Here is a 19,435-nt window from a genome sequence, read left to right as displayed (position 1 = left end):
GAACCGGTCAAGTGGAACCAATGGGGAGTGGGGGGAATGGGTATACCCACTTAGTCAGCGGCGTCGACCGGGAGCATGGATCCTCTTCGAGGACGAGACCGGGCAGATCCTGCGTCCGCCGAAGACACGCACCTGGTCGCGCCGCGGACGCACACCGGGTGATCGCGGTGTCGGGCAAGGATCGGTACGGGTGTCGATCGCCCGCCTGCTCTGCTATCGGCGCAGCCACCGCGGGTACCTATACCACCGGGTGCTCGTCCACCGGGGCCGTAAGGGCGAGCGCCGCAGCTTCGCCGAGACCGACTACGCCGCCGCGACCACCGCCGTCCACCAGCTGTTGCGCGCCCCTGATTGTCGTGTGGGACAACCTGAACACGCGTATCAGCGCCGCGATGCGCGCGTTCGTCGTCGCGCACCAGGACTGGTTGACCGTGGTCCAGCTGCCGGCCTGCGCCCCGGAGCTGAACCCGGTCGAGGGTGTGTGGGCTACGCCGCCGACGAACACCTTCATCCCCACCAACCCATCGGCGGCGACACCGCCAGCCTGCTCATCATCATGGCCGCGTGGACCGGATGCCGCTGGGGCGAGCTCACCGGACTACAACGAGACAACGCCGACCTTGACCGCGGCGTCCTAATCATCGATCCACGCACCGGCGCCTTGCACGAGAGTGCGCACACGAGATGGCTCGGCTCACCCAAGGCCCCGTCATCCGCGCGCACCATCACGCTGCCACTTTCCTCATCACCATGCTGCGCAAGCATCTTGAGCGGCACGACAACGAGTTCGTGGGGCACGACGATCACCCAGTCCAGCGACCGCACGACGATCAAGCCGGAGAATCCTTCTCAAACTGAACATGATGGAGCGAAAATGGAGCACGGCAAGGAGTTGAACGTCACCGAACGGCTCGCAACGGCGCTGAACGGCACTCAACGGCTCCTGGTTTCCTGGTGGAATTGGGTTTCCGCAGGTCACAGTCCTTTATGGACCAAACTGGCAGTGTGAGAGTCAGGGGTTGGGTGATCGCCTGTTGATCGTGTTGCGGTGACCCCGTGGAGCACTTCTGGAGCAGGCCGGACCGCCGAAGATCGGAGTCGTCGCCGCCGGCACAACGTGATCGTTCCAACCGTCCAGGTGCGCAACGACTTCACATGCCGGCCCGGCTGGTGGCGGTTCGGAGTCCGCACGCATTTCCGTGAACACGATTCCGGTCAACTGGTCGCAGATCCGCAGTGCGCCGGTGCTGAAGTCTCCTTCACAAGCCGCGAGGTAGCGGCCGTCCGGCGACTGCTGGATGTCCACGCTCTCCGCACCTCCTGGAAGCTCATGAAGCAACTTCCGGTTGGCATTTCCCAAATTCGTACGTCGCCAGTCGCGATCCGCTCTCCGTTGTGACGGGCGGGCCGTCGAGACGGGAACCACGTGCGGCTGATCGGTGCCGGCGGCGAGTACGCGAGGTTGCTCGCCCTGCAACGTCCGCCGTGATCGACCAAGCCTGACTTGGCGCACCGTCACCGCGATCTCCTTTGTGCGGAAAGAGTTTGTCGGGTTGTCCCCGATCGCCAGTCCTACTCAGTCAGCTCACCGCGGATCGCGAGTTCGATCTCGGTCACGTCAGCGAGCGGTGCTCGCGACCGCAGGTTCTCAGCGACGGAATGCGCCCAACGGGTGACCTGGCAGGGGAAGAAGACCAGCACCACGGCAACCCTCTTGACGTACGTCTGACCTTTCCATAGCTTGGTGAAGCGCTTCGACAGTTCGACCTCCAAAAGGTTGAACGTCCGGGGGGACCGGCCGCTTTACCTGCACGAATTGCGACGTCTTCGTTGGCTCACCATCGAAGCGCTTCACCGGCGCATACGAACCTGGGGGGGTTCACAATTTCTGCCGACCTGTTGACCCTGTGTCTGGGTCTGACGCTCGAACGTCCCGCAGCGCCGCCGGAGGCGACGGCGCTGACGGACGGAGCGGCGAGCCTGACCTACGCCGAACTCCACGACCTCGTTCTCGAAGAGGCCGCCACGCTGTGCCGGAACGGCGTGGGGCCTGGTTCTCTCGTACCGCTGCACTTGACGGAGCGGCGCACCGTCCACACCATCGTGTCCCTGCTGGCGATCCTGGCCGCCGGCGCGGCGTTCACCCCGGTGCCGGCGGAAGCGGAGAGCGAGCCGACGATCCGCGCGATCATGGCGGATCGTGCCGCCTGGCCCGGTCACCTCTCGCCGCTTTCCACGCCGGCCTACATCCTGTCCACCTCCGGCAGCACCGGCCCGGCCAAGCACACCGTGGTCACCAGGGAAAGTCTGCGGACGGTCTTCGCCGGCCTGTACGCCCGGCTCCACGACCAGCTACCGCCACTGGCCACCTGGACGCAACTGCATCCGCTGACCTTCGGGTTCAGCATCTGCGAGGTGATCGGGAGCCTGACGTTCGGCGGGACGCTCGTCCTCGTCGAACGCGAGGAGCCGGTGACCTTCAAGGCGCTGTCCCGGCTGCTGTCCGAGGAGAGCGGCCGGCACGTGGTGTGTCTGACCCCGTCGGAACTGTCGGTCCTGGTGAGCGCGGAGGACGCGCGGCTTCCCTCGCATCTGCTCCTCAGTGGAGAACCGGCCCACCGGGCACCACTGCGCGACCTCTTCAGGCTGGCGCGGGGCGCGCCGCCAGTCGTGGTGAACACCTACGCCGCCACGGAGACCTCCGGGCAGGTCACCGCGGACCTCGTCACCGCCGAGCGGCTCGACGCGGTCCTCGCGGGCCATGTCGGTCGCCCGATCCCAGGCGTCGAGGTCGTGCTGCTCGGCCGGGACGACGAACCGATTCCCCCAGGTGACACCTTCACCGAGGGGGAGATCGAGGTGCGGGGCGCCTCGGTGTCGGCGGGGTATCTCGACGTCGCCGCGCACGGGGCGAAGTTCGCCGCCGACGACGCGCGACGGGCGTTCCGCACGGGAGACAGAGGGCGCTGGGCCGTCGACGGCGGGTTGGTGGTCACCGGGCGCAGCGAGCGCAGGGTGAAGCTCGCCGGACGCTGGACGGCCCTCGACGAGATCGAGCGGGCCCTCACCGAGGACGGACTCGTGGCCGAGGCGGTCGCGGCCGTCGAGGAGTATCCCGTCGACGGCAGCGCCTCGGCCGGACGCCTCCTGGTGGCCGTCGTCCCCACGGAGGCAGCGCGGGCCGAAACCGCGGTCCAGGTGCGGCGGCGGGTGCTGCGGCTGCTCGGCGGCCCGGTCACCCTCCGCACCGTCGTGCACGAGTCGATCTCCCGCACTGTCCACGGCAAGACCGACCTGGCCGCGCTGCGCCGGGCGCCGCGAGCGTCGGATCCTGGCACCGGGCTCACGGCCACGGTGATGGGCGTGTGGACGGAGTTGCTGGGAAGCGGGTTCTCCACCGACACGAATCTCTTCGAGAGCGGCGTGGACTCCCTCGGCGTGGTCGCCGCGGCGATCCGGCTCACTCGGGAGCTGGGGCGCGAGATCTCCCCGTCGTTCCTCTTCGACCATCCCCGAATCACCCTCCAGATCAAGGCTCTCTCCGATCAGCCCGCGCAGGCACGGTCACCAGTACGTCAGGCAATCCCGCGTGGCAGCGTCGCCGACCGGCGGCGCGCGGCTCGACGCCTGGACAGTGCCTCTGTGACGCCTGTCCCGACAGAAGGAGCACTGCCGTGAACGACCGTGACGTCGTGGTTCTCGGATACGCGTGCCGGGTTCCCGGCGCTTCAGACGTCTCCGCGCTGTGGAAACTCGTCGCGGAGGGCAGGGACGTGGTCACCCGTGCCGCGACCAACATCGGCGCCACTGCGGGCGGCCGCGTCCACGCCTACGGGCTGGTCGAGGGAACGGAGCAGTTCGACGAGGACTTCTTCGGCTACTCACCGAAGGACGCGGCCGAGATCGATCCCCAGCAGCGCCTCCTCCTGCTGTGCGCCGTGGAAACACTGGAGGCGGCCGGGCTGCGGCCCTCCGTGCTTGACTACGACATCGGGGTGTGGGCCGCTACCGGGCTCAGCTCGTATCTGCTGCAGACGTGGGACCCGGCTCTGAACGGCACCGAGAGCATGTCGGCCCTGATGGGCGGCGACCCGCACTACGCGGCGACCCGCATCGCCTACAAGCTGGGTCTGACGGGACCGGCGATCTCGATCGGTTCCGCCTGTTCCTCCTCGCTGCTGGCGATCCACTCCGCGGCACAGGCCATCAGGGCTGGGGAGTGCGATCTGGCCCTGGCCGGCGGCATGGACATCGAGCATCCGCAGCCCATGAGCTACCTCCACCAGGAGGGCGGCATCCTCGCCGCCGACGGCGTCTGCCGACCCTTCGACCGAGACGCCACCGGCACGGTGTTCGGTTCCGGCGGCGGATTGGTGTTGCTGGCCGATCGGAGCCTGGCTGAGCGCGAGGGCTGGCCGATCAGGGCGGTGCTGCTCGGGTCGGCCGCCAACAACGACGGTGCGGCCAAGGCGTCGTTCACCGCCCCGAAGTCCTCCCGCCAGGCCGATGTGATCCGGCAGGCGCTCGCCGCCGCAGGCGTGGAGCCGAGCGAGGTGACCTATGTGGAGTGCCATGGAACCGGCACCAGACTGGGCGACCGCAACGAGCTCGACGCCATGACCGCCGCCTACGGCCCCAGGTCCCGGATCGCGCTCGGATCGGTCAAGGCGAACGTCGGGCACCTGCGCGTGGGCGCCGGCGTGATGGGTTTCATCAAGGCGTGCGAGATGCTGCGGCACCAGACGCTGCCGCCGGTCGCCAATCTGGTCCAACAGTCCCGGTCGGTGGACGAGGCGGGCTTCGTCGTCCCGGTCGAGGCGGCCCCGATGCCTGACTCCGGCACCGCGGTCATCGGCGTCAGCTCGTTCGGTTTCGGCGGTACGAACGTCCACGCCGTTGTCGGCGGTGTCCCGGCCGCCGCGGGCACGCCCACGGACGGCCCGCATGCCGAAACCGCCGAGAACAGCGAAAGCACCGGCTACACCGACCACGTGGTGCTCCAGGTCTCCGCCGCCACCCCGGACTCCTGCCTCGCCACCTCCGTACGGCTGGCCGATCACCTCCGTGCCGAGCCACGGGTTCGGCTGGGCGCGGTGGCCGCGACCCTGCGCGGGGGCCGGGAGCCCAAGCCGTACCGGCTGGCCGTGGTCGCCCGGGATCGGGAAGCCGCGCTCTCGGGTCTGGAGGGTGACTCCGCCTTCGCCGTCGAGGGCTGGGCCGCCGCGGCCGTGACCCCTGTCGTCCTCGTTCCGGGACAGGGCTCGGATCTCGGCCCACTCGCCCGCGCCCTCTGGGAGTGGGAACCGGTGTTCACAGACGTGTTGCGCCGCCACTGGTCCCGGCTGGGTGAGCTGCGCCCCGGCACCCCGGATGTCGAGACGGCGCTCGCAGGCCCTGAGCGGCTGACCCGAGGGCAGCGCCATGCCTGGCACACCGCGGTCGCGCTGGCGGTCGTCGAGCAGTTGCGGCACCGGGGACTGCCGGACGGCCCCTGCGCCGGATACTCCCTCGGCGAGTACGCCGCGGCGGTCGCTGCCGGTGCCGTCGACGCCGACCATGCCCTGGCCCTGCTGATCGACCGGGGCGAGGAACTCGACCGCACCGCTCCGGCCGGCCGGATGCTGGTGGTCAACGCGGGCCCGGAGCAGGTCGCGGAAGTCCTTCCGGACCTTGCCCCGGCTGCCGTGCTCTCCGACGAGCGCACGGTGTTCGCGGTCGCCGACGACGCGGCCGACGAGCTGCGCGGCCGGCTCGCCGCAGCCGGCCTGGCCTGCCGTGCTGCCGACGTCGACCTTCCTTACCACTCGCCGCTGCTCGGTGAGTCCGCGGCCGCCTTCGCGACTTCGGCCCGGTCGGCCGCGCCACGGGAGGCGAGCAGCTGGATACCCACGCTCGGCTCCGGCGCAGACCTGTCCTCCTACTGGGATCGGCATCTCATCGGGTCGGTGGACCTCCGGGTGATCGCTCGCACGGTGGGCGACCTCGTGCGGGAGACCCGCCCCGCGCTCGTCGATCTGAGCCCCGACGGCTTCCTCGGACGCGCGGTTCTCGCCGGCGTGGCGGATGTCGTCACCGTCCACCCCTGCCGGTCCGCGGACGACCACCGCGGCGCTTATCTGCGCGCGCTAGCCGGGCTGTGGGTGGCCGGGATCGAGCTGGACCTGAGCCGGCCCGGCGAGGCCGCGGCCACGGTCGACCTCCCCTCGCGGGTGTGGGATCTTCGCCCCCATCTGAAACAACGCCGGGATGACAGCGAGCCGGCCGCGGTCCGCAAGGGCAAGCGTGTGGTGGTGCGGGAGCGCTCCCTCGACCGCTGGATGTACCACCCGAGCTGGCGGCTGCGCCGACGCTCACCGCGGCCGGAGGAGGTGGCGGGCCAGCGCTGGCTCGTGTTCGCGGGGCGCGACGGGTTCAGTGATCAGGTCGTCACCGACCTGCGCGCGCTCGGCGTCGAATGCGATGTGCTGCGTCCCTTCGACGACGTCGTCCCAGGCGACGAGGAATCCCTCAGGTCCGCTCTCGCCGGGCTTGACCTGCGCTCCCGGCCCGTGCAGCGGGTCGTGCACCTGTGGTGCGTGGACGCCCTGCCTGACTCCGGAGAGCTCGACGGCCGGCTAGCCGCGCTGGACACCGAACTGGCGCACGGCTTCTACACCCTGCTGTTCGGCTTCCAGGCCCTCACCTCCCACCAGGGCGCTGCTCCGGTGCGGCTCGACATCGTCGCCAACGGGGTGCATCCCCTCGACGGGACCGGTCAGGCCGTGTCACCGGAGCGCTCCCTGCTCGCCGGGCCTGCTCTGGTCATCCCGCAGGACTTTCCCTTCGTCACCGCCCGCTCGATCGACATCAGCGCCGCTCCCGACGTCGCTGAGACGGTGGCGGAACTGTGCGCCCCCGCCGGGGACCACGCGGTCGCGCTCGCCCCTGGTGGACGCTGGGTGCGCGCCTACGAACGCGACCACCTCCCAGAGGTCGGGGAGGGACGGTTGCCGCTGCGGCTGCGGGAGCGCGGCGTCTACCTGATCACCGGTGGGCTCGGCGGGATCGGTATGACCCTGGCTGACTACCTGGTCCGCACCTGCCGTGCCCGCCTGGTCCTCACCGGACTGGACGCGGTGCCGTCCACCGAGTCCGGTGTGGTGCCGCCGACCGGCGATCCGGCGCTCGCGGAACGAGCCGAGCGGATCCGCAAGCTGGAGGCACTCGGCGGCGAGGTGCTCACCATGCGCTGTGACGCGGCCGACCGAGACCAGACCGCTGCCCTGTTCGAGGAGATCGACCGCCGCTTCGGCGGACTCGACGGCGTCGTCCACGCCGCCGGCGTCTTCGAGATCCGGCGCGCCTTCCGCAGCCTGGCCGAGACCGGCCGGGAGGACTGCGAACGACGGCTGCGCCCCAAAGTGCAGGGCACCCTGATGCTGGCCGAGTTCCTGCGCGGCCGCCGACTGGACTTCGTCCTCATGCAGTCCTCGCTCTCCGCGCACCTCGGCGGCCTCGGCTTCTACGCATACACCGCGGGCAATGCCTACATGGACGCGTTCGCCGAACGGCACCGCGGCGAGGACATCCCGTGGATGACGGTCAACTGGGACGGCTGGATCTTCCGGGAACGCGACGACGACGCGCCCCACGAGTCGGTGGTCTCACCGTCCTTCGCCTCTCCCGACTTCGGTGTCGTCGCCGAGATCGCGATCCGGCCCAGCGAAGGCGCCGAGATCTACGCCCGGTTGATGAACCTGACCAAGCCCCATCAGGTTCTCGTCTCCACCGCCGACTTCGACGCCCGGATCGAGCAGTGGGTGCGTGGTGCCGAGACCGGTCCCTCGACCGAGCCGGTCCCCGGGCCTGCCGACACCGCCTGGGCCGACCCGGTCGCGGCGCAGGTGGCCCGAGCCTGGACCGACCTCCTCGGCGCCGCCGACCTGCGGCCGGACTCCAACTTCTTCGCGCTCGGTGGCGACTCACTGCTCGGCGTGTCACTCGCCCACCGGCTCAGCCAGGAGTTCGACACGGTTCTCAGCGCCATCACGCTGTTCGAGAACCCCACCATCACGCAGATGGCGAAAGAGATCACCTGGGCCACCGCGCACGGCCTGGACCACGAGGGGGAAGCATGACCGACCACGCCGTACGACCGGACACCGGAAGCGACGACCTCGGCCCGCTTCACCACCCGCCGGCCCGGTTCTCCGTCACCAAGCTCTTCGACGATCTGCCCTGCACCCACCGCTCCTGGGCGCACTACGGAAAGTGCGCGTTCCTGCACGGTTACGAGCGGAGCTTCGAGATCGAATTCGGGTGCGGCGAACTCGAACCGAAGACCGGCTTCGTCGTCGACTTCGGTGACCTGAAGGAGGTCCGGGCGCTGCTCCAGGAGCAGTTCGACCACACCACCTTGATCGCCGTCGACGATCCGCACCGGGAGTTGTTCGAGGAGCTCAGGCGCGCGGGGGTGATCGACCTCCGGATCATGGACCACACCGGCATGGAAGGAGCCGCCGAGTGGGTGCACGAGCGGGTCGACCGCCTGGTCCGTGAACGCACCTCCGGACGGGTGCGGGTGCTGCGCGTCGTCGCCCGCGAATCACGCAAGAACGCGGTGGTCTTCCGGGGACCGATGTGAGCGATCGGGGTGGCCGTTTCGACGACGAGGCCACGACCGGCGCACTGACCACGGCGGTCGTGCCGCTGCCGGGTGGAACCCCCTGGCTGTTGCTGCCCGGATGGCAGCAGTCGGGCGCGCACTGGACACCGGTCGCCCGGTGGCTGACGGCCTCGCGGATCACGCTCCTCGCCGCCGACCTGGCCGTTGCCGCGGCCGCCTGCGCCGCCCCGCGTGGTTCCCTGGCACGCACCGAGGAGCTGGTGGACCGGCTGCTCGCCGAACCGGTGAGTGCCAAGGCGGCGGTCGTGGTCGGTCACTCGGCCGGGGCTCCGCTGGCTGTGCTGATGGCCGCGGCCCTGCCGGGCGTTCGAGGCGTGGTCGTGGTCGAACCTGTTGCCTCCCACTTCGGCGTCACCGAGCCGCGCGTTCGTGTCCCTGGCCCGGCCGGTGTCACGAGTGGTCCGCGCAGCCTGCGCGACCAGTACCCCATGGCGGCTGAGACCACGCTGCGCAGCATTGACGCCGCTGCACGCAGGCTGCCGCACGGTGAACCAGGATCCCCTGGGCGGACACCGCCGGATGCCGATGCCGAACGGGCTGCGCGCGCGGGCCGAGCGCTGGCCACGACTCGTGTCCCCGTCCTGGTGCTGCGCGGTCAGGCCTCGGCACTGTTCACCGCCGAGGACGCCCGGACCCTCGCTGCCACGGCGCCCTCCGGGTCGTGCGTCACCCTCCCGGAGACCGGCCACTCACCCCACATCGACCAGCCACGGACCACCGCGGCGCAACTGACCGCCTTTGCCGACGAGTTGACCGACCGCTTCCCGACCCGTGCAGGAGCATCCCGTGAATGATCACAAGGACCTGGTGGCCGCCCGGTTGCTGAGCAGCCGGGACACGGAGGTGCGCACGACGGGCACGGTCGATCTGGCCCGTATCGAGGATGCCGTTCGCGACATCCTGGTGGCGGTGGGGGAAGACCCCGACCGACACGGGCTGAAGGAGACCCCGAAGCGGGTGGCCCATGCCTACGCGGAGCTCTTCGCCGGACTGCGCGTCGACCCGATCGACGCGCTCGGCACCACTTTCGAAGAGGGCCACCAAGAGCTGGTCATGGTGTGCGACATAGAGGTGCAGTCCTTCTGCGAGCACCATCTGCTGCCTTTCATCGGCAAGGCCCACATCGGCTATGTGCCGGGACTGAGCGGCTGTGTCGCCGGACTGTCCAAACTCGCCAGGCTGGTGGACATCTACGCCCGCCGGCCACAGGTCCAGGAGCGGCTGACCACGCAGATCGCGGACTGCCTGCACGCGGCCCTCGATGCCGCCGGGGTCATCGTGGTGATCGAGTGCGAGCACACCTGCATGACGATGCGCGGGATCCGCAAGGCGGGCGCGCGAACCATCACCTCGGCGGTCAGGGGCACGCTGCAAAGCGACCCCCGCACTCGGAACGAGGCCATGGAACTGCTTCGGCGCGGCGCGGCATGAGGATGAGTGCGGTGCGCATTCCAGGCCACGATTCGGCGGACCTGTCGGCCGCCACGACGCCCTGGGGGCTGATCGGCCGGGTGCTGCGCCCAGGTGCCGGACGCATGGTCGTGGCAGTCGTCGCCCTGGGCGTGGCGGCGGTCGTCCACATGGTGCTGCCCTGGTTCCTCGCCCGGATCGTCGACGACGGGCTGGTCGCCGGGAACCGGGGCGACCTGCTCGCCTGGTCGCTTGGCATGTTCGCGGTGTCCCTGATCAACCCTGTCGCCTACGTCATCGGCTACCGGCAGATGGCGCTGGCCGAGGCCGAGGCACAGCGACACACCGCCGACCGCCTGACCGAACGGCTCTGCGAGCGGGCGGGCCGCGACGGGCGGAGGGTCCCGGCCGGCGACATCGTCAACCTGGTCACGGGGGACAACCACGCCACCGCGTCGACGTACTCCACGGTCGGGCACGGTGCGATGAACCTGATCGCGTTCGTGCTCGGCACCGTCCTCGTCTGGCGCATCCACCCCTGGCTCGGTGTCACCATCGGCCTGGGCGTGCTGGCCACGACGCTGATCGCCGGGCCGTTGCTGGGGCTGCTGCAGCGACGGCAGCGGGACTACCGCGACGAGCTGGCCGGCCTCACCGGCCAGGCCGCCGACGTGACGGCCGGGCTGCGGGTCCTGCGCGGAATCGGTGGCGAGGAGCGGTTCCTCCAGCGCTACCGCCGGCAGTCGCGGCAGTTGCGGGATTCCGCCTATCGGGTCACCGACCCCAGCTCGTGGACACAGGCCCTGCAACAGGCGGTGCCGCTCGCCTACCTCGCCGCGGTCACCTGGCTCGGCGCCCGGCTGGCGCTGTCCGGTGCGATCAGCGTCGGAGAACTCAGCGCAGCCTTCGGCTACGCCACGGGACTGATCATGTACTCCGGCTCCCTCCTGGGCAACGCGCACGCCGTGGTCGCCGCACACGTCGGCGCAGGTCGGCTGGTGGCGGCGCTCGCATCGCCGGACGGCACCGCGCCGGGGAGCAGCGAAGCGGCCCCGTACGGCGATCTGCGCGACGACCGCACGGGGCTGGTGATCCCGGCGGGGAAGCTCACCGTCGTCGTGGCCGACCGGACCGCGCAGGCCGCCGCGGCACTGGAGCGGCTGGCCGGTTACGGCGCTCCGGACGCCGACGTCACCTGGAGCGGGCGGGCGCTCAGCGGGATGGAGCCGGAGGAGATGCGCCGGCAGGTGATGCTGGTCGCCGACGACGACTACCTGTTCGCCGGCGCGCTCCGTGACGTGCTCAACGCCCCCGACGACGAGACGGCCCTGGCGGCCCTCCACACCGCCTCCGCCGACGACGTCCTGGCTCAGCTCGGCGACGCCCTGCAGGGCACGGTCGCCGACCGCGGACGCAACCTCTCCGGCGGACAACGCCAACGGCTCGCCCTGGCCAGAGCGATCGCCGCCCGTCCCCCGGTCCTGCTTGCCGTGGAGCCCACCTCGGCCGTCGACGCCACCACGGAGTCACGGATCGCCGAGCGTCTCGCGGTGGCGCGGCGGCACCACACCACGGTCGTGGTCAGCTCGTCGCGGCTTTGGCTTGCCAGGGCTGATCACGTCGTGCGGATCACCAGCGGTGAGCACACCGGCGGTGATGGTCGCGCGGCCGCTCGGCCTGGCGGTCTCGTCGCCGCCCAGACGAGGAAGGTCGCACCGTGAGCACCACGGAGTCGTTCCGGTTGCCCGTCGCCGAACCGCGCGACGTCCGCCGTGCCGTCTACCGGCTGCTCGGCCACGAGAAGGGCACGGTCGCGGCGATCGGCCTGCTCTACCTGGCCGCCGCCGGGGCGGGCGCTGCCCTGCCCGTCATGCTCGGCGGCGTCGTCGACGGCATCCGGGACGACTGGGACGCCACCCGTGTGGACATCGTCTGCGCGGCGCTGTTCGGTTGTGTCGTCGCACAGATGATGCTGACCCGGCTCGGCCGGCGTCTCGGCCACCGCTTCGGAGCCCGCTCCTCCGCCCGCATCAGGGAGCAGGCCCTCGAACGGGTCCTGCGGCTGCCCCTGCGCACCGTCGAACGCGCGGGGACCGGCGATCTGTCCACGCGGACCACCGGGGACGTCGACACCGTCGCCGGTCTGCTGCGCTACACCGGGCCCGAGGTGCTCGCGGCCGTCATCGAGGTGCTGGTCGTCGTCACCGCGGCGTTCTTCGTCGACCCGTTGCTCGCGCTCATGCTGGCCGTCGTGCTGCCACCGCTGCTGCTGGCCTCGCGGGCGTACGTGCACCAGGCGCGGCCGGCTTTCCTCGCGGAACGCGCGGCGCAGGGCGACCTCACCGAGGCACTCGCCGCGTCGGCCGTCGGCGCACGCACCGTCGCCGCCCACGGGCTTCGGGACGTGCGCACGGCCATCGGACACCGGCTGGCGGACGTCCGGTTCCGGCAGCAACGGCGCATCATCCGGATGCAGAGCTGGTTCCTGCCCACCCTCGACCTTGCCTACACCCTGCCGGTGTCCTTGATCCTCTGCGCGGGAGGACTCATGGCGCTCGGCGGCGGGATCAGCGTGGGGGCCGTCGTCGCCTGCGCGATGCTCGCCTACCGGCTCTCCGGACCGCTGGACCGGATCATGTACTCGCTCACCGAGTTCCAGGAGGCCGCCGCCGCCCTCGCGCGAGTGGAGGGCATCGGCGCGGTCGAACCGGAGTCGCGCACAGCCCGGACCGAGGGCAGCGACGTGGCCCTGAGCCAGGTCACGTTCGGCTACGACGACGGGCCCGACATCCTGCACGGCCTCGACCTGTACGTCCGTCCCGGCGAACGGCTCGCCGTCGTCGGACCGTCCGGCGCCGGCAAGTCGACCGTGGCCTGGCTCATCGCGGGCGTCGAGCGCCCCAGGCGTGGAACCGCGTCGATCGGCGCCGTACCGAGCGCGGACATCGCTCTCGAGGACCTGCGCCGCACGGTCGTCCTGGTGACCCAGGAGCACCACGTGTTCGCCGCCAGCCTGCGCGACAACCTCGCGCTCGCCAGGGACGAAGCCGATGACGACGCCCTGCGCGACGTGCTCGACCGCGTGGGCGCCACCTGGTTCGAGGACCTCGCCGACGGCCTCGACACCGTGCTCGGCGAGAACGACCACCCCCTCACCCTCGCCCAGACCCAGCAACTCGCGCTGGCCAGAGTGCTCCTCGCCGACCCCGACGTGGTGATCCTCGACGAGGCGACAGTCGGGCTCGACGTGCGTTCCGCCGGTGAGGCGGAGGCCGCCCTGGCCGCGGCACTGGCCGGCCGGACCCTCATCACCATCACCCACCAGCTGCAGGCGGCCGAGGGCGCCGACCGCATCGCGGTGGTGGAGAAGGGCCGCGTCACCGAACTGGGCACCCACCGCGAACTCGTCGAGTCCCAGGGCACCTACGCGGAGCTGTGGGAGGCATGGAGCGGTGGCCGTGCCTGACGACGACAGGAGTGCGTGCATGGGCGTCATCCGTTCCGGTCCGTTGGGCTGGGCGCAGCACTGGTACTGGTTGCTGGACAGCGAACCGGTGCGGGGCGACGGGCCCTTGGACGCTTACGCCAAACGCATCGCCGTTCCCGCAAGGGTGACCGTCGACGAGATACGGCGTGCGTTGCGGACTCTGCTGGAGAGATACGAAGCGCTGCGCACCACCTACGACAGCGACGCCTCCGGGGCGCCCCGCCAGCTCGTGCACGCCGAGTGCGAACCGCAGCTGATCGTGGAGCCCTCGGACGGCACCGGGGACGACGCGTCGCTCGAGCGAGCGGTCCCCACGACCGGGGTGTTCGAGCGTTCCTCCTGTTTCGCCGTCGCCGGCGTGGCGGAGGAACGAGTGACGGACCTGCTCGTGGTGTTCCGGCAGATCTCCGTCGACGGGGTCGCCATCGAGAAGGTGCGCGAAGAACTGGAGCTGCTCCTGCGGGAGCCGGGCACGCCGCTGCCGGCGGTGGGGCCAGGGGTGCAGCCGCTGGACCACGCAGAGTGGGAGAACACGGAGGAGCAGCGTAAGGCGAACAGGCGGGCGCTCGCCTACTGGCAGCGGCAGACGAGGCGCGGCCCGCACATCTTGCCCCCCTTCTCCTGGCCCGCCCCCGATGGGTCCGTCACCTACCAGACGACGGTGGTCTCCCGGCGCGCCGCCGATCTGTGCGCCCGGATTGCGCAGGCCTGCCAGGTCACCGAGCCCACCGTCGTGCAGGCCGTGCTCGCGCTGCTCGTGTCCGGATGGACCGAGCACGACACGGCCGTGATGCTCTCCGTGTTCGCGAACCGGTGGAACGAGGTGGCCCGGGAGAGCGTGTGCCGACTGGCCGGGGGCGGCCGGATCGTCTTCGACCTGCCTCGCGACCTGACGGTCCGCAAGATCCTGCGCACCTGTCATCTCTCGTTGATGGACATGTACATGAACGCCCGGTACCACGTCGGGGAACTGGCGATGCACGAGTCCCTCGACGCCATGCGGCGGGGCGCCAAGGCCGGGTCCTGCGTCATCTTCGAGTATCACTACGCCAACCAGGAGCCGCTGTTCGCCGACAGGTCGGCCGAGCCGGAGTGCATCACGCAGACCAAGCTGGACTGGCGTGTCGCCGGCATGCTCGTGGACGCGTCCTCGTCGGAGCACGGGCTGGAGATCGCGGTCAGGGCACCCACGGAAGTGCTGCCGGAGAGCGCCGGGGTGCCGTGGATGGAGACCTTCCTCGGGCTGCTGGAACAGATCGCCGGAGATCCCGATGCCCAGGTGGGCGAACTGATGGCCGGTGTGCGGCTCGACGCCCCGTGGAAGCAGCGCGGCTGGGCGTCGATGGACGGCGCCTGGGTCCACCTCGACAAGATCGCGGCGCTGTTGACCGAACACCCCGGCATCGCCGGCGCCGAGGTGCGCACCGTCGACGGGGAGGACGCCACCGAGCTCGTCGCCACGGTCGTGGTGCGGAGCCCGGACCTGACCGAGCAGGACATCGCGGAGTACCTGCAGGACGTGGCCAACGACTATCCCTCGATCGCCCTACCGCACCGTTACGTCGTCGAACACACCGGAACCGGTGCGGCCCGGGCTCCCCGGGAGACTGCCGAAAGCGTGGCGGAGAAAGTGCTGAGGGAAGCCTTCGAGGCCGTCCATCCCGATGCCGGGGCCGAAGTTTCCCGGACGTACGCGGAGAATGGCGGCGAATTCCTGCGCATACCGGCCTTTCTGGTCGAAGTGCGGAAGCGTGGATATTCCGGGATCCGGTACGGCGACCTCCTCAGCATGGCTCCGTTGCGCCGGCTGGCGCTCAAGATGACGATGGTGTCAGCATGATCGTCTCCACCACAGCGTTCCTGAGAAGGAACAATGGCCACGCGATTCTTCCCGAGACGGTGCCGTGCTCGTTCGATGATCGGAGCCCAGGCGATTGCGCGGACGCGCTTGCCGCGACAGCCGACCTCGGATTCGCGGGACAGGCCCTGGCGGCGGCGGAACTCGCGGAGGAGCGAGTAGCGGCCGAACTCCTGCAGTCGGGGCCCAGGTACACCAGAGCCACCCTCCGTCTCGCACAGGCCGGGGCGTTCTGGCTGGGAGTCACGGGAGATGCGGGGAAGGCCGCCGATCGCCTTCAGGATCTGCTGGACAAAGGGTGTTCCGACACCCTTGACGACAACGAAGTGTTCGAACTCCGGAGCGACATCGCCTACTGGAGTGGTGAGTCCGGTGACACGAGGGGTGCACTGGAGTCGTTCGAGCGGCTGTCGGCCGAAGCGATCGCTTCGCCGGGCAGGGCGGGGCTGCACGCGCTGCTGTCCCGGAACAACGTGGCGTACTGGCGCGGAGTCAACGGCGAGGTCAAGCAGGCGGTGCACGACTACCACGAACTCGTGGCGGACTGCGAGCGCGTCCTCGGCGCCGACCGCCGGGAAACGCTGATGATGCGCAACAACCTCGCGTACTGGCGCGGGGAGTCCGGTGACGCGGGCGGTGCGCTGGAGTCGTTCGAGCAGTTGCTGACCGATGCGGTCGCGATGCTGGGCCGCGAGGACTTCCACACCTTGCAGGCCAGGAACAACGTGGCGTACTGGCGCGGGTTCAACGGCGACGTCCGAGGAGCACTGAGGCAGTGCCGGACCCTCCTGGAGGACTGTGAGCGCATCCTCGGCGATCAGGATTACCACACCTTGTCCACGCGGCTCCAACTCGGGCTGTGGAGCGGGGTCGCGGGAAGTCTCGATGACGCGATCGAGGTGCTGAGCGCGCTGCTGCCCGACGTGGAGGACGTGTTCGGCGCCGCCCACGAACTGGGCTTCTCCGTCCGCCACCAACTGAGCCGCTGGTACGGCGCCGGTGGCAACACCCAGGACGCCGTCTCGATCCTCACACCACTGGTGGCCGACCAGCGACGTGTTCTCGGCAACCGCGACTACCGGACCCTGGCGTCCGAAGGCCTCCTGGCCCGCTACGCCAAATAGGTCGTCCAACGTGCAAGTTCATCGGGATGCATTGCACGGCAACAGGAATCGAACCAGCAATCGCACGGTTTTCGGAGACCTGTGCCGCTCGAGACCTCATCGTCGTCGTGGGAGCAGTGAGCTTCTCCCTGCCTGCGAGCATGTTCGGGTGATCTGGTGATCGCTCGCCGCACCCGCGTGGCCGCTACCTCGCCGTACTCGAACTGAACGTTCCACAATGGACTGTTTCAGCGGTGCGCGGAACCCGTAGCCAATAGATCGATCACAAATACGCGGAACACACAAGGTGGTCGAAAATGGCTGACGAGGCATACTCTTGTCCGAAGGGAAACCGATGTTGAACCAGAGCTGGGCAGCAGTCATCTTCGATCTGGACGACACGCTACTCGTCTCGCGGACGATCAAGTGGGAACAGTACCGGACCACCGCGAACCGGTTCTACGGCTTCGAACTCGGAGACGACGAGCTCGCACTGCACTGGGGAAAGCCCTTCGACGAGATGATCAGGGAACTCTTCCGGCGTTCGGCTCCGGTCGAGGAACTGATCGCGGCGGTCGGATCGCTCGACATGCACTACCCCAAGACGCCATGTGCCGGCGCGGTCCACGTGGTTGAGCGCCTGCTACGCGACGGAGTTCTCGTCGGCGTGGTCACGTCCAGCAACACCGAACCTGCGATGCACGACCTCGCCCGGACCGGGTTCCCGGTCGATCACATGTTGTTCGTGCACGGCGCTGATGCGACCGCCGCGCACAAGCCTGACCCCGCGGTGTTCGACGAGTCCGTAGCGTTGCTTGCGGAACAAGGCGTGACACCTGACGACATCACCTATGTCGGAGATTCCCTGATCGATCTACATGCGGCGCGCGGTGCGGGTCTGCGGTTCGTCGGTGTCACGACGGGCGTCGTGGGCGACGCCGAATTCCGCGCCGCTCACGCCGACTCCGTACCGGCTCTGGCTCAGCTCACCAGCGGACGGCTGCGTTCAGCACCGCGCTGTTCTCGGCGAGCGGCCGCACCGTCATCAACTCCTCATGGGCGTAGTCCAGCCGGTGCACCTAAACCTGACCACCGGGCGTAGTCCAGCCGGTGCACCTCAACCTGACCACCGACGTGCGGCTGCCACGCATTGACATCGAGAGCCGGGTCTTCAGCTGTCGTGAACAGCAGGAGTCCCCGTCATAGCGCCCAGGAGTGAATCGGGCGGCCCGGCCGTTGTTCATCTGGAAGGTGTGCGCGAGCTCGCCGAGTCGCTTCTCACCGATCAGAGTCAGAAATGCCGCACACACCCGATGCCACCCACCCCTGCACATCACGGAAACGAAGTCGCCTAACGAAACCGGTGCCCCTCACACGACCGGCGGGATGGTCACACCGCAGAACCGAACGCTCGCAATGGAAACGTCCTGGTCGGCGGCGGCAACGGGCGACGCCCAGAGTGATCTTGCTGGAGGACCGTCCTCGCGATCTCCTCCATGTCGAGCAAATCGCGGGCATCGGCAACGATCACTGGCGATCGACTGCCAAACTCAAAGAACCCCTCTGACCTGCGTTAACCGCAAGATCAGAGGGGATCTACTTCAAGTGGACCTGACTACACAGCATGAGAACTCTGTTGTAGCAGCTCAGGGGCCTGAGATAGCCATCAGGGCCGTTAGCCCCCGTGGCACCTGCCGCTAGCTGGTGGTGGCCGGAGGACGTCGTCCTCCGGCCCATACAGCCGCCGTCCTACTGCCGATTGGCACCCGTGAGCCAACCGGGCCAGCACTTCCGAGTCTCAGGTTGTGCAGGCCGCTCACGCGGCCAGAGCTGCGTCCTGTAGGAGTCCATCCCCTCGACCCCTGCCCTTGCCTCGTTGTACCCCCGGCCAGCCAATCGGACCCGGTAGAGACCTGATGGCACTGTGCACTCAATGGGGGGCCGACCACCTGATCCCTCGAACTTCAGACTTCCGTCTGGCACGTCGAGATCCACATCAGCAACGTGGTCCCAATTCTGCTCATCGGCGGGCGGTTCGGCCTCCCATACCTCCACACTCATCGGCGCATGGAAGTTCCACTGAACCGCACTCAGGAAGTCGATCAGGCCTTCCGATACCCCGACGAATCGACCGGAGTCGTAGGCGTCATCGAGTGCCCGCAGAACGGCATTGTGCCCCTCGGGGTCATCAGCCCACGGCTCGACGGAGTAGACGTAGAGCTGGCCGTAGTTGATCTCAACCTCAAGGTTGGTGGTGGTAGTCGGCTCGGTCATCCGCAGACTTCGTCCTTCGAGAGTGCATCGTCTTCGCCCTGGTACGGACCTGGGGCAATAGCCTCAGGATGGATGATCACGACAAGGTAGCTGTCACCGTCCTTGATCCCAGCCGTAGCATAGCGAGCCCGGATAGTGCCGCCTTGACACCGGTTTTCACGGCCCGGCACTTCCTGTTCCTGCGCTCCCTTTCCGCCTTCACTCGTGCTCGCAAATGGGTACTCATCGCATTCCCCGCCGTACAGGCGAGGAAAACTCGGCAGGCACACAAACTTGCGGTTCTGAGGCTCTGCCGCCGAGTCCTTGGTCAGCACCCCCGGCTTGCCCGCCTTCCATGCCGTCGAGATGTTGCGGGTGATGTACTTCATCTTCCGCGCATCGAAGATCATGAACTTGAGGTCGTCACACGCCTGCTGCGACAAGCTCCGATCTGGCGTGCACTTGTGCACCTGCGACGCGGCCGACGCCGCCACCATGAACTGGGTGTCGCCCTCGCCCACGAGTTCGACGCCTCCGATGAGGTTCTTGAACCCGTCGCCGATCATCGTTCCTACCTCGGGCACCGCGACTGCCACCGCAGCTACGGCCACGACTACCAGAAGTGCGCGGCTCTTGACTGACACTGCTGCCCCCAACTC

General features: G+C 69.0%; 15 protein-coding genes. 12 read left to right on the top strand and 3 right to left on the bottom strand.

The window, feature by feature from the left end:
• Window positions 1-20 precede the first annotated feature (20 nt).
• The gene (locus UK23_RS52605) at window positions 21-638 is read left to right on the top strand and encodes a transposase (RefSeq protein WP_231114454.1); all 618 of its coding nucleotides are present in this window, start codon (window positions 21-23) and stop codon (window positions 636-638) included.
• Window positions 639-766: 128 nt separating this feature from the next.
• Window positions 767-1,009 (top strand): hypothetical protein, encoded by a 243-nt coding sequence (locus tag UK23_RS51400; RefSeq protein ID WP_156213015.1) that lies wholly within the window; start codon window positions 767-769, stop codon window positions 1,007-1,009.
• 563 nt (window positions 1,010-1,572) lie between these two features.
• On the opposite strand, the gene UK23_RS10730 is transcribed toward UK23_RS51400, so the two are convergent.
• Window positions 1,573-1,773, bottom strand: coding sequence for a hypothetical protein (locus UK23_RS10730; RefSeq protein WP_045311267.1), 201 nt, complete (start codon window positions 1,771-1,773; stop codon window positions 1,573-1,575).
• 126 nt (window positions 1,774-1,899) lie between these two features.
• Here UK23_RS10730 and UK23_RS10725 point away from each other — a divergent pair, with 126 nt between their 5' ends.
• The 10 genes from UK23_RS10725 to UK23_RS10680 all read left to right on the top strand — a co-directional run bounded on the left by UK23_RS10725 (window position 1,900) and on the right by UK23_RS10680 (window position 17,625).
• Window positions 1,900-3,678 carry a non-ribosomal peptide synthetase gene (locus UK23_RS10725; protein ID WP_045311266.1) on the top strand — a complete coding sequence of 593 codons (1,779 nt, stop codon included), beginning with the start codon at window positions 1,900-1,902 and terminating at the stop codon, window positions 3,676-3,678.
• Window positions 3,675-8,117, top strand: coding sequence for a type I polyketide synthase (locus tag UK23_RS10720; protein WP_045311265.1), 4,443 nt, complete (start codon window positions 3,675-3,677; stop codon window positions 8,115-8,117). The genes UK23_RS10725 and UK23_RS10720 overlap by 4 nt, the downstream gene beginning before the upstream one ends.
• Window positions 8,114-8,623, top strand: a complete 510-nt coding sequence (locus tag UK23_RS10715) for a 6-pyruvoyl trahydropterin synthase family protein (RefSeq protein WP_052684545.1) — start codon at window positions 8,114-8,116, stop codon at window positions 8,621-8,623. Before UK23_RS10720 ends, UK23_RS10715 begins: the two co-directional genes overlap by 4 nt.
• The gene (locus UK23_RS10710; RefSeq protein WP_045311264.1) at window positions 8,620-9,459 is read left to right on the top strand and encodes an alpha/beta fold hydrolase; all 840 of its coding nucleotides are present in this window, start codon (window positions 8,620-8,622) and stop codon (window positions 9,457-9,459) included. Before UK23_RS10715 ends, UK23_RS10710 begins: the two co-directional genes overlap by 4 nt.
• Window positions 9,460-9,484: 25 nt before the next feature.
• Complete coding sequence (folE, locus tag UK23_RS10705) at window positions 9,485-10,096, top strand: GTP cyclohydrolase I FolE (protein ID WP_196777687.1); 612 nt, start codon at window positions 9,485-9,487, stop codon at window positions 10,094-10,096.
• 11 nt (window positions 10,097-10,107) lie between these two features.
• Window positions 10,108-11,796 carry an ABC transporter transmembrane domain-containing protein gene (locus tag UK23_RS10700; protein WP_196777686.1) on the top strand — a complete coding sequence of 563 codons (1,689 nt, stop codon included), beginning with the start codon at window positions 10,108-10,110 and terminating at the stop codon, window positions 11,794-11,796.
• Complete coding sequence (locus UK23_RS10695; protein WP_045311263.1) at window positions 11,793-13,541, top strand: ABC transporter ATP-binding protein; 1,749 nt, start codon at window positions 11,793-11,795, stop codon at window positions 13,539-13,541. Before UK23_RS10700 ends, UK23_RS10695 begins: the two co-directional genes overlap by 4 nt.
• A gap of 19 nt (window positions 13,542-13,560) precedes the next feature.
• Complete coding sequence (locus UK23_RS10690) at window positions 13,561-15,402, top strand: condensation domain-containing protein (protein ID WP_156213014.1); 1,842 nt, start codon at window positions 13,561-13,563, stop codon at window positions 15,400-15,402.
• A 344-nt stretch (window positions 15,403-15,746) separates the two neighbouring features.
• Window positions 15,747-16,544 carry a hypothetical protein gene (locus tag UK23_RS48495; RefSeq protein WP_156213013.1) on the top strand — a complete coding sequence of 266 codons (798 nt, stop codon included), beginning with the start codon at window positions 15,747-15,749 and terminating at the stop codon, window positions 16,542-16,544.
• A gap of 334 nt (window positions 16,545-16,878) precedes the next feature.
• Window positions 16,879-17,625, top strand: coding sequence for an HAD family hydrolase (locus UK23_RS10680; RefSeq protein WP_052684542.1), 747 nt, complete (start codon window positions 16,879-16,881; stop codon window positions 17,623-17,625).
• A 647-nt stretch (window positions 17,626-18,272) separates the two neighbouring features.
• Here UK23_RS10680 and UK23_RS10675 read toward each other — a convergent pair.
• Together UK23_RS10675 and UK23_RS10670 are read right to left on the bottom strand one after the other, a co-directional pair.
• Complete coding sequence (locus UK23_RS10675) at window positions 18,273-18,797, bottom strand: hypothetical protein (protein ID WP_045311261.1); 525 nt, start codon at window positions 18,795-18,797, stop codon at window positions 18,273-18,275.
• A complete protein-coding gene (locus tag UK23_RS10670; RefSeq protein ID WP_045311260.1) occupies window positions 18,794-19,342 on the bottom strand; it encodes a NucA/NucB deoxyribonuclease domain-containing protein in 549 nt (182 codons plus the stop codon). Before UK23_RS10670 ends, UK23_RS10675 begins: the two co-directional genes overlap by 4 nt.
• Window positions 19,343-19,435 lie beyond the last annotated feature (93 nt).

This window comes from Lentzea aerocolonigenes, assembly GCF_000955955.1.
In the GTDB taxonomy this organism is placed as follows: domain Bacteria; phylum Actinomycetota; class Actinomycetes; order Mycobacteriales; family Pseudonocardiaceae; genus Lentzea; species Lentzea aerocolonigenes_A.
The sequence above is the reverse complement of the archived record's forward strand: the minus strand, read 5'-3'. Positions and strand labels throughout refer to the sequence as shown.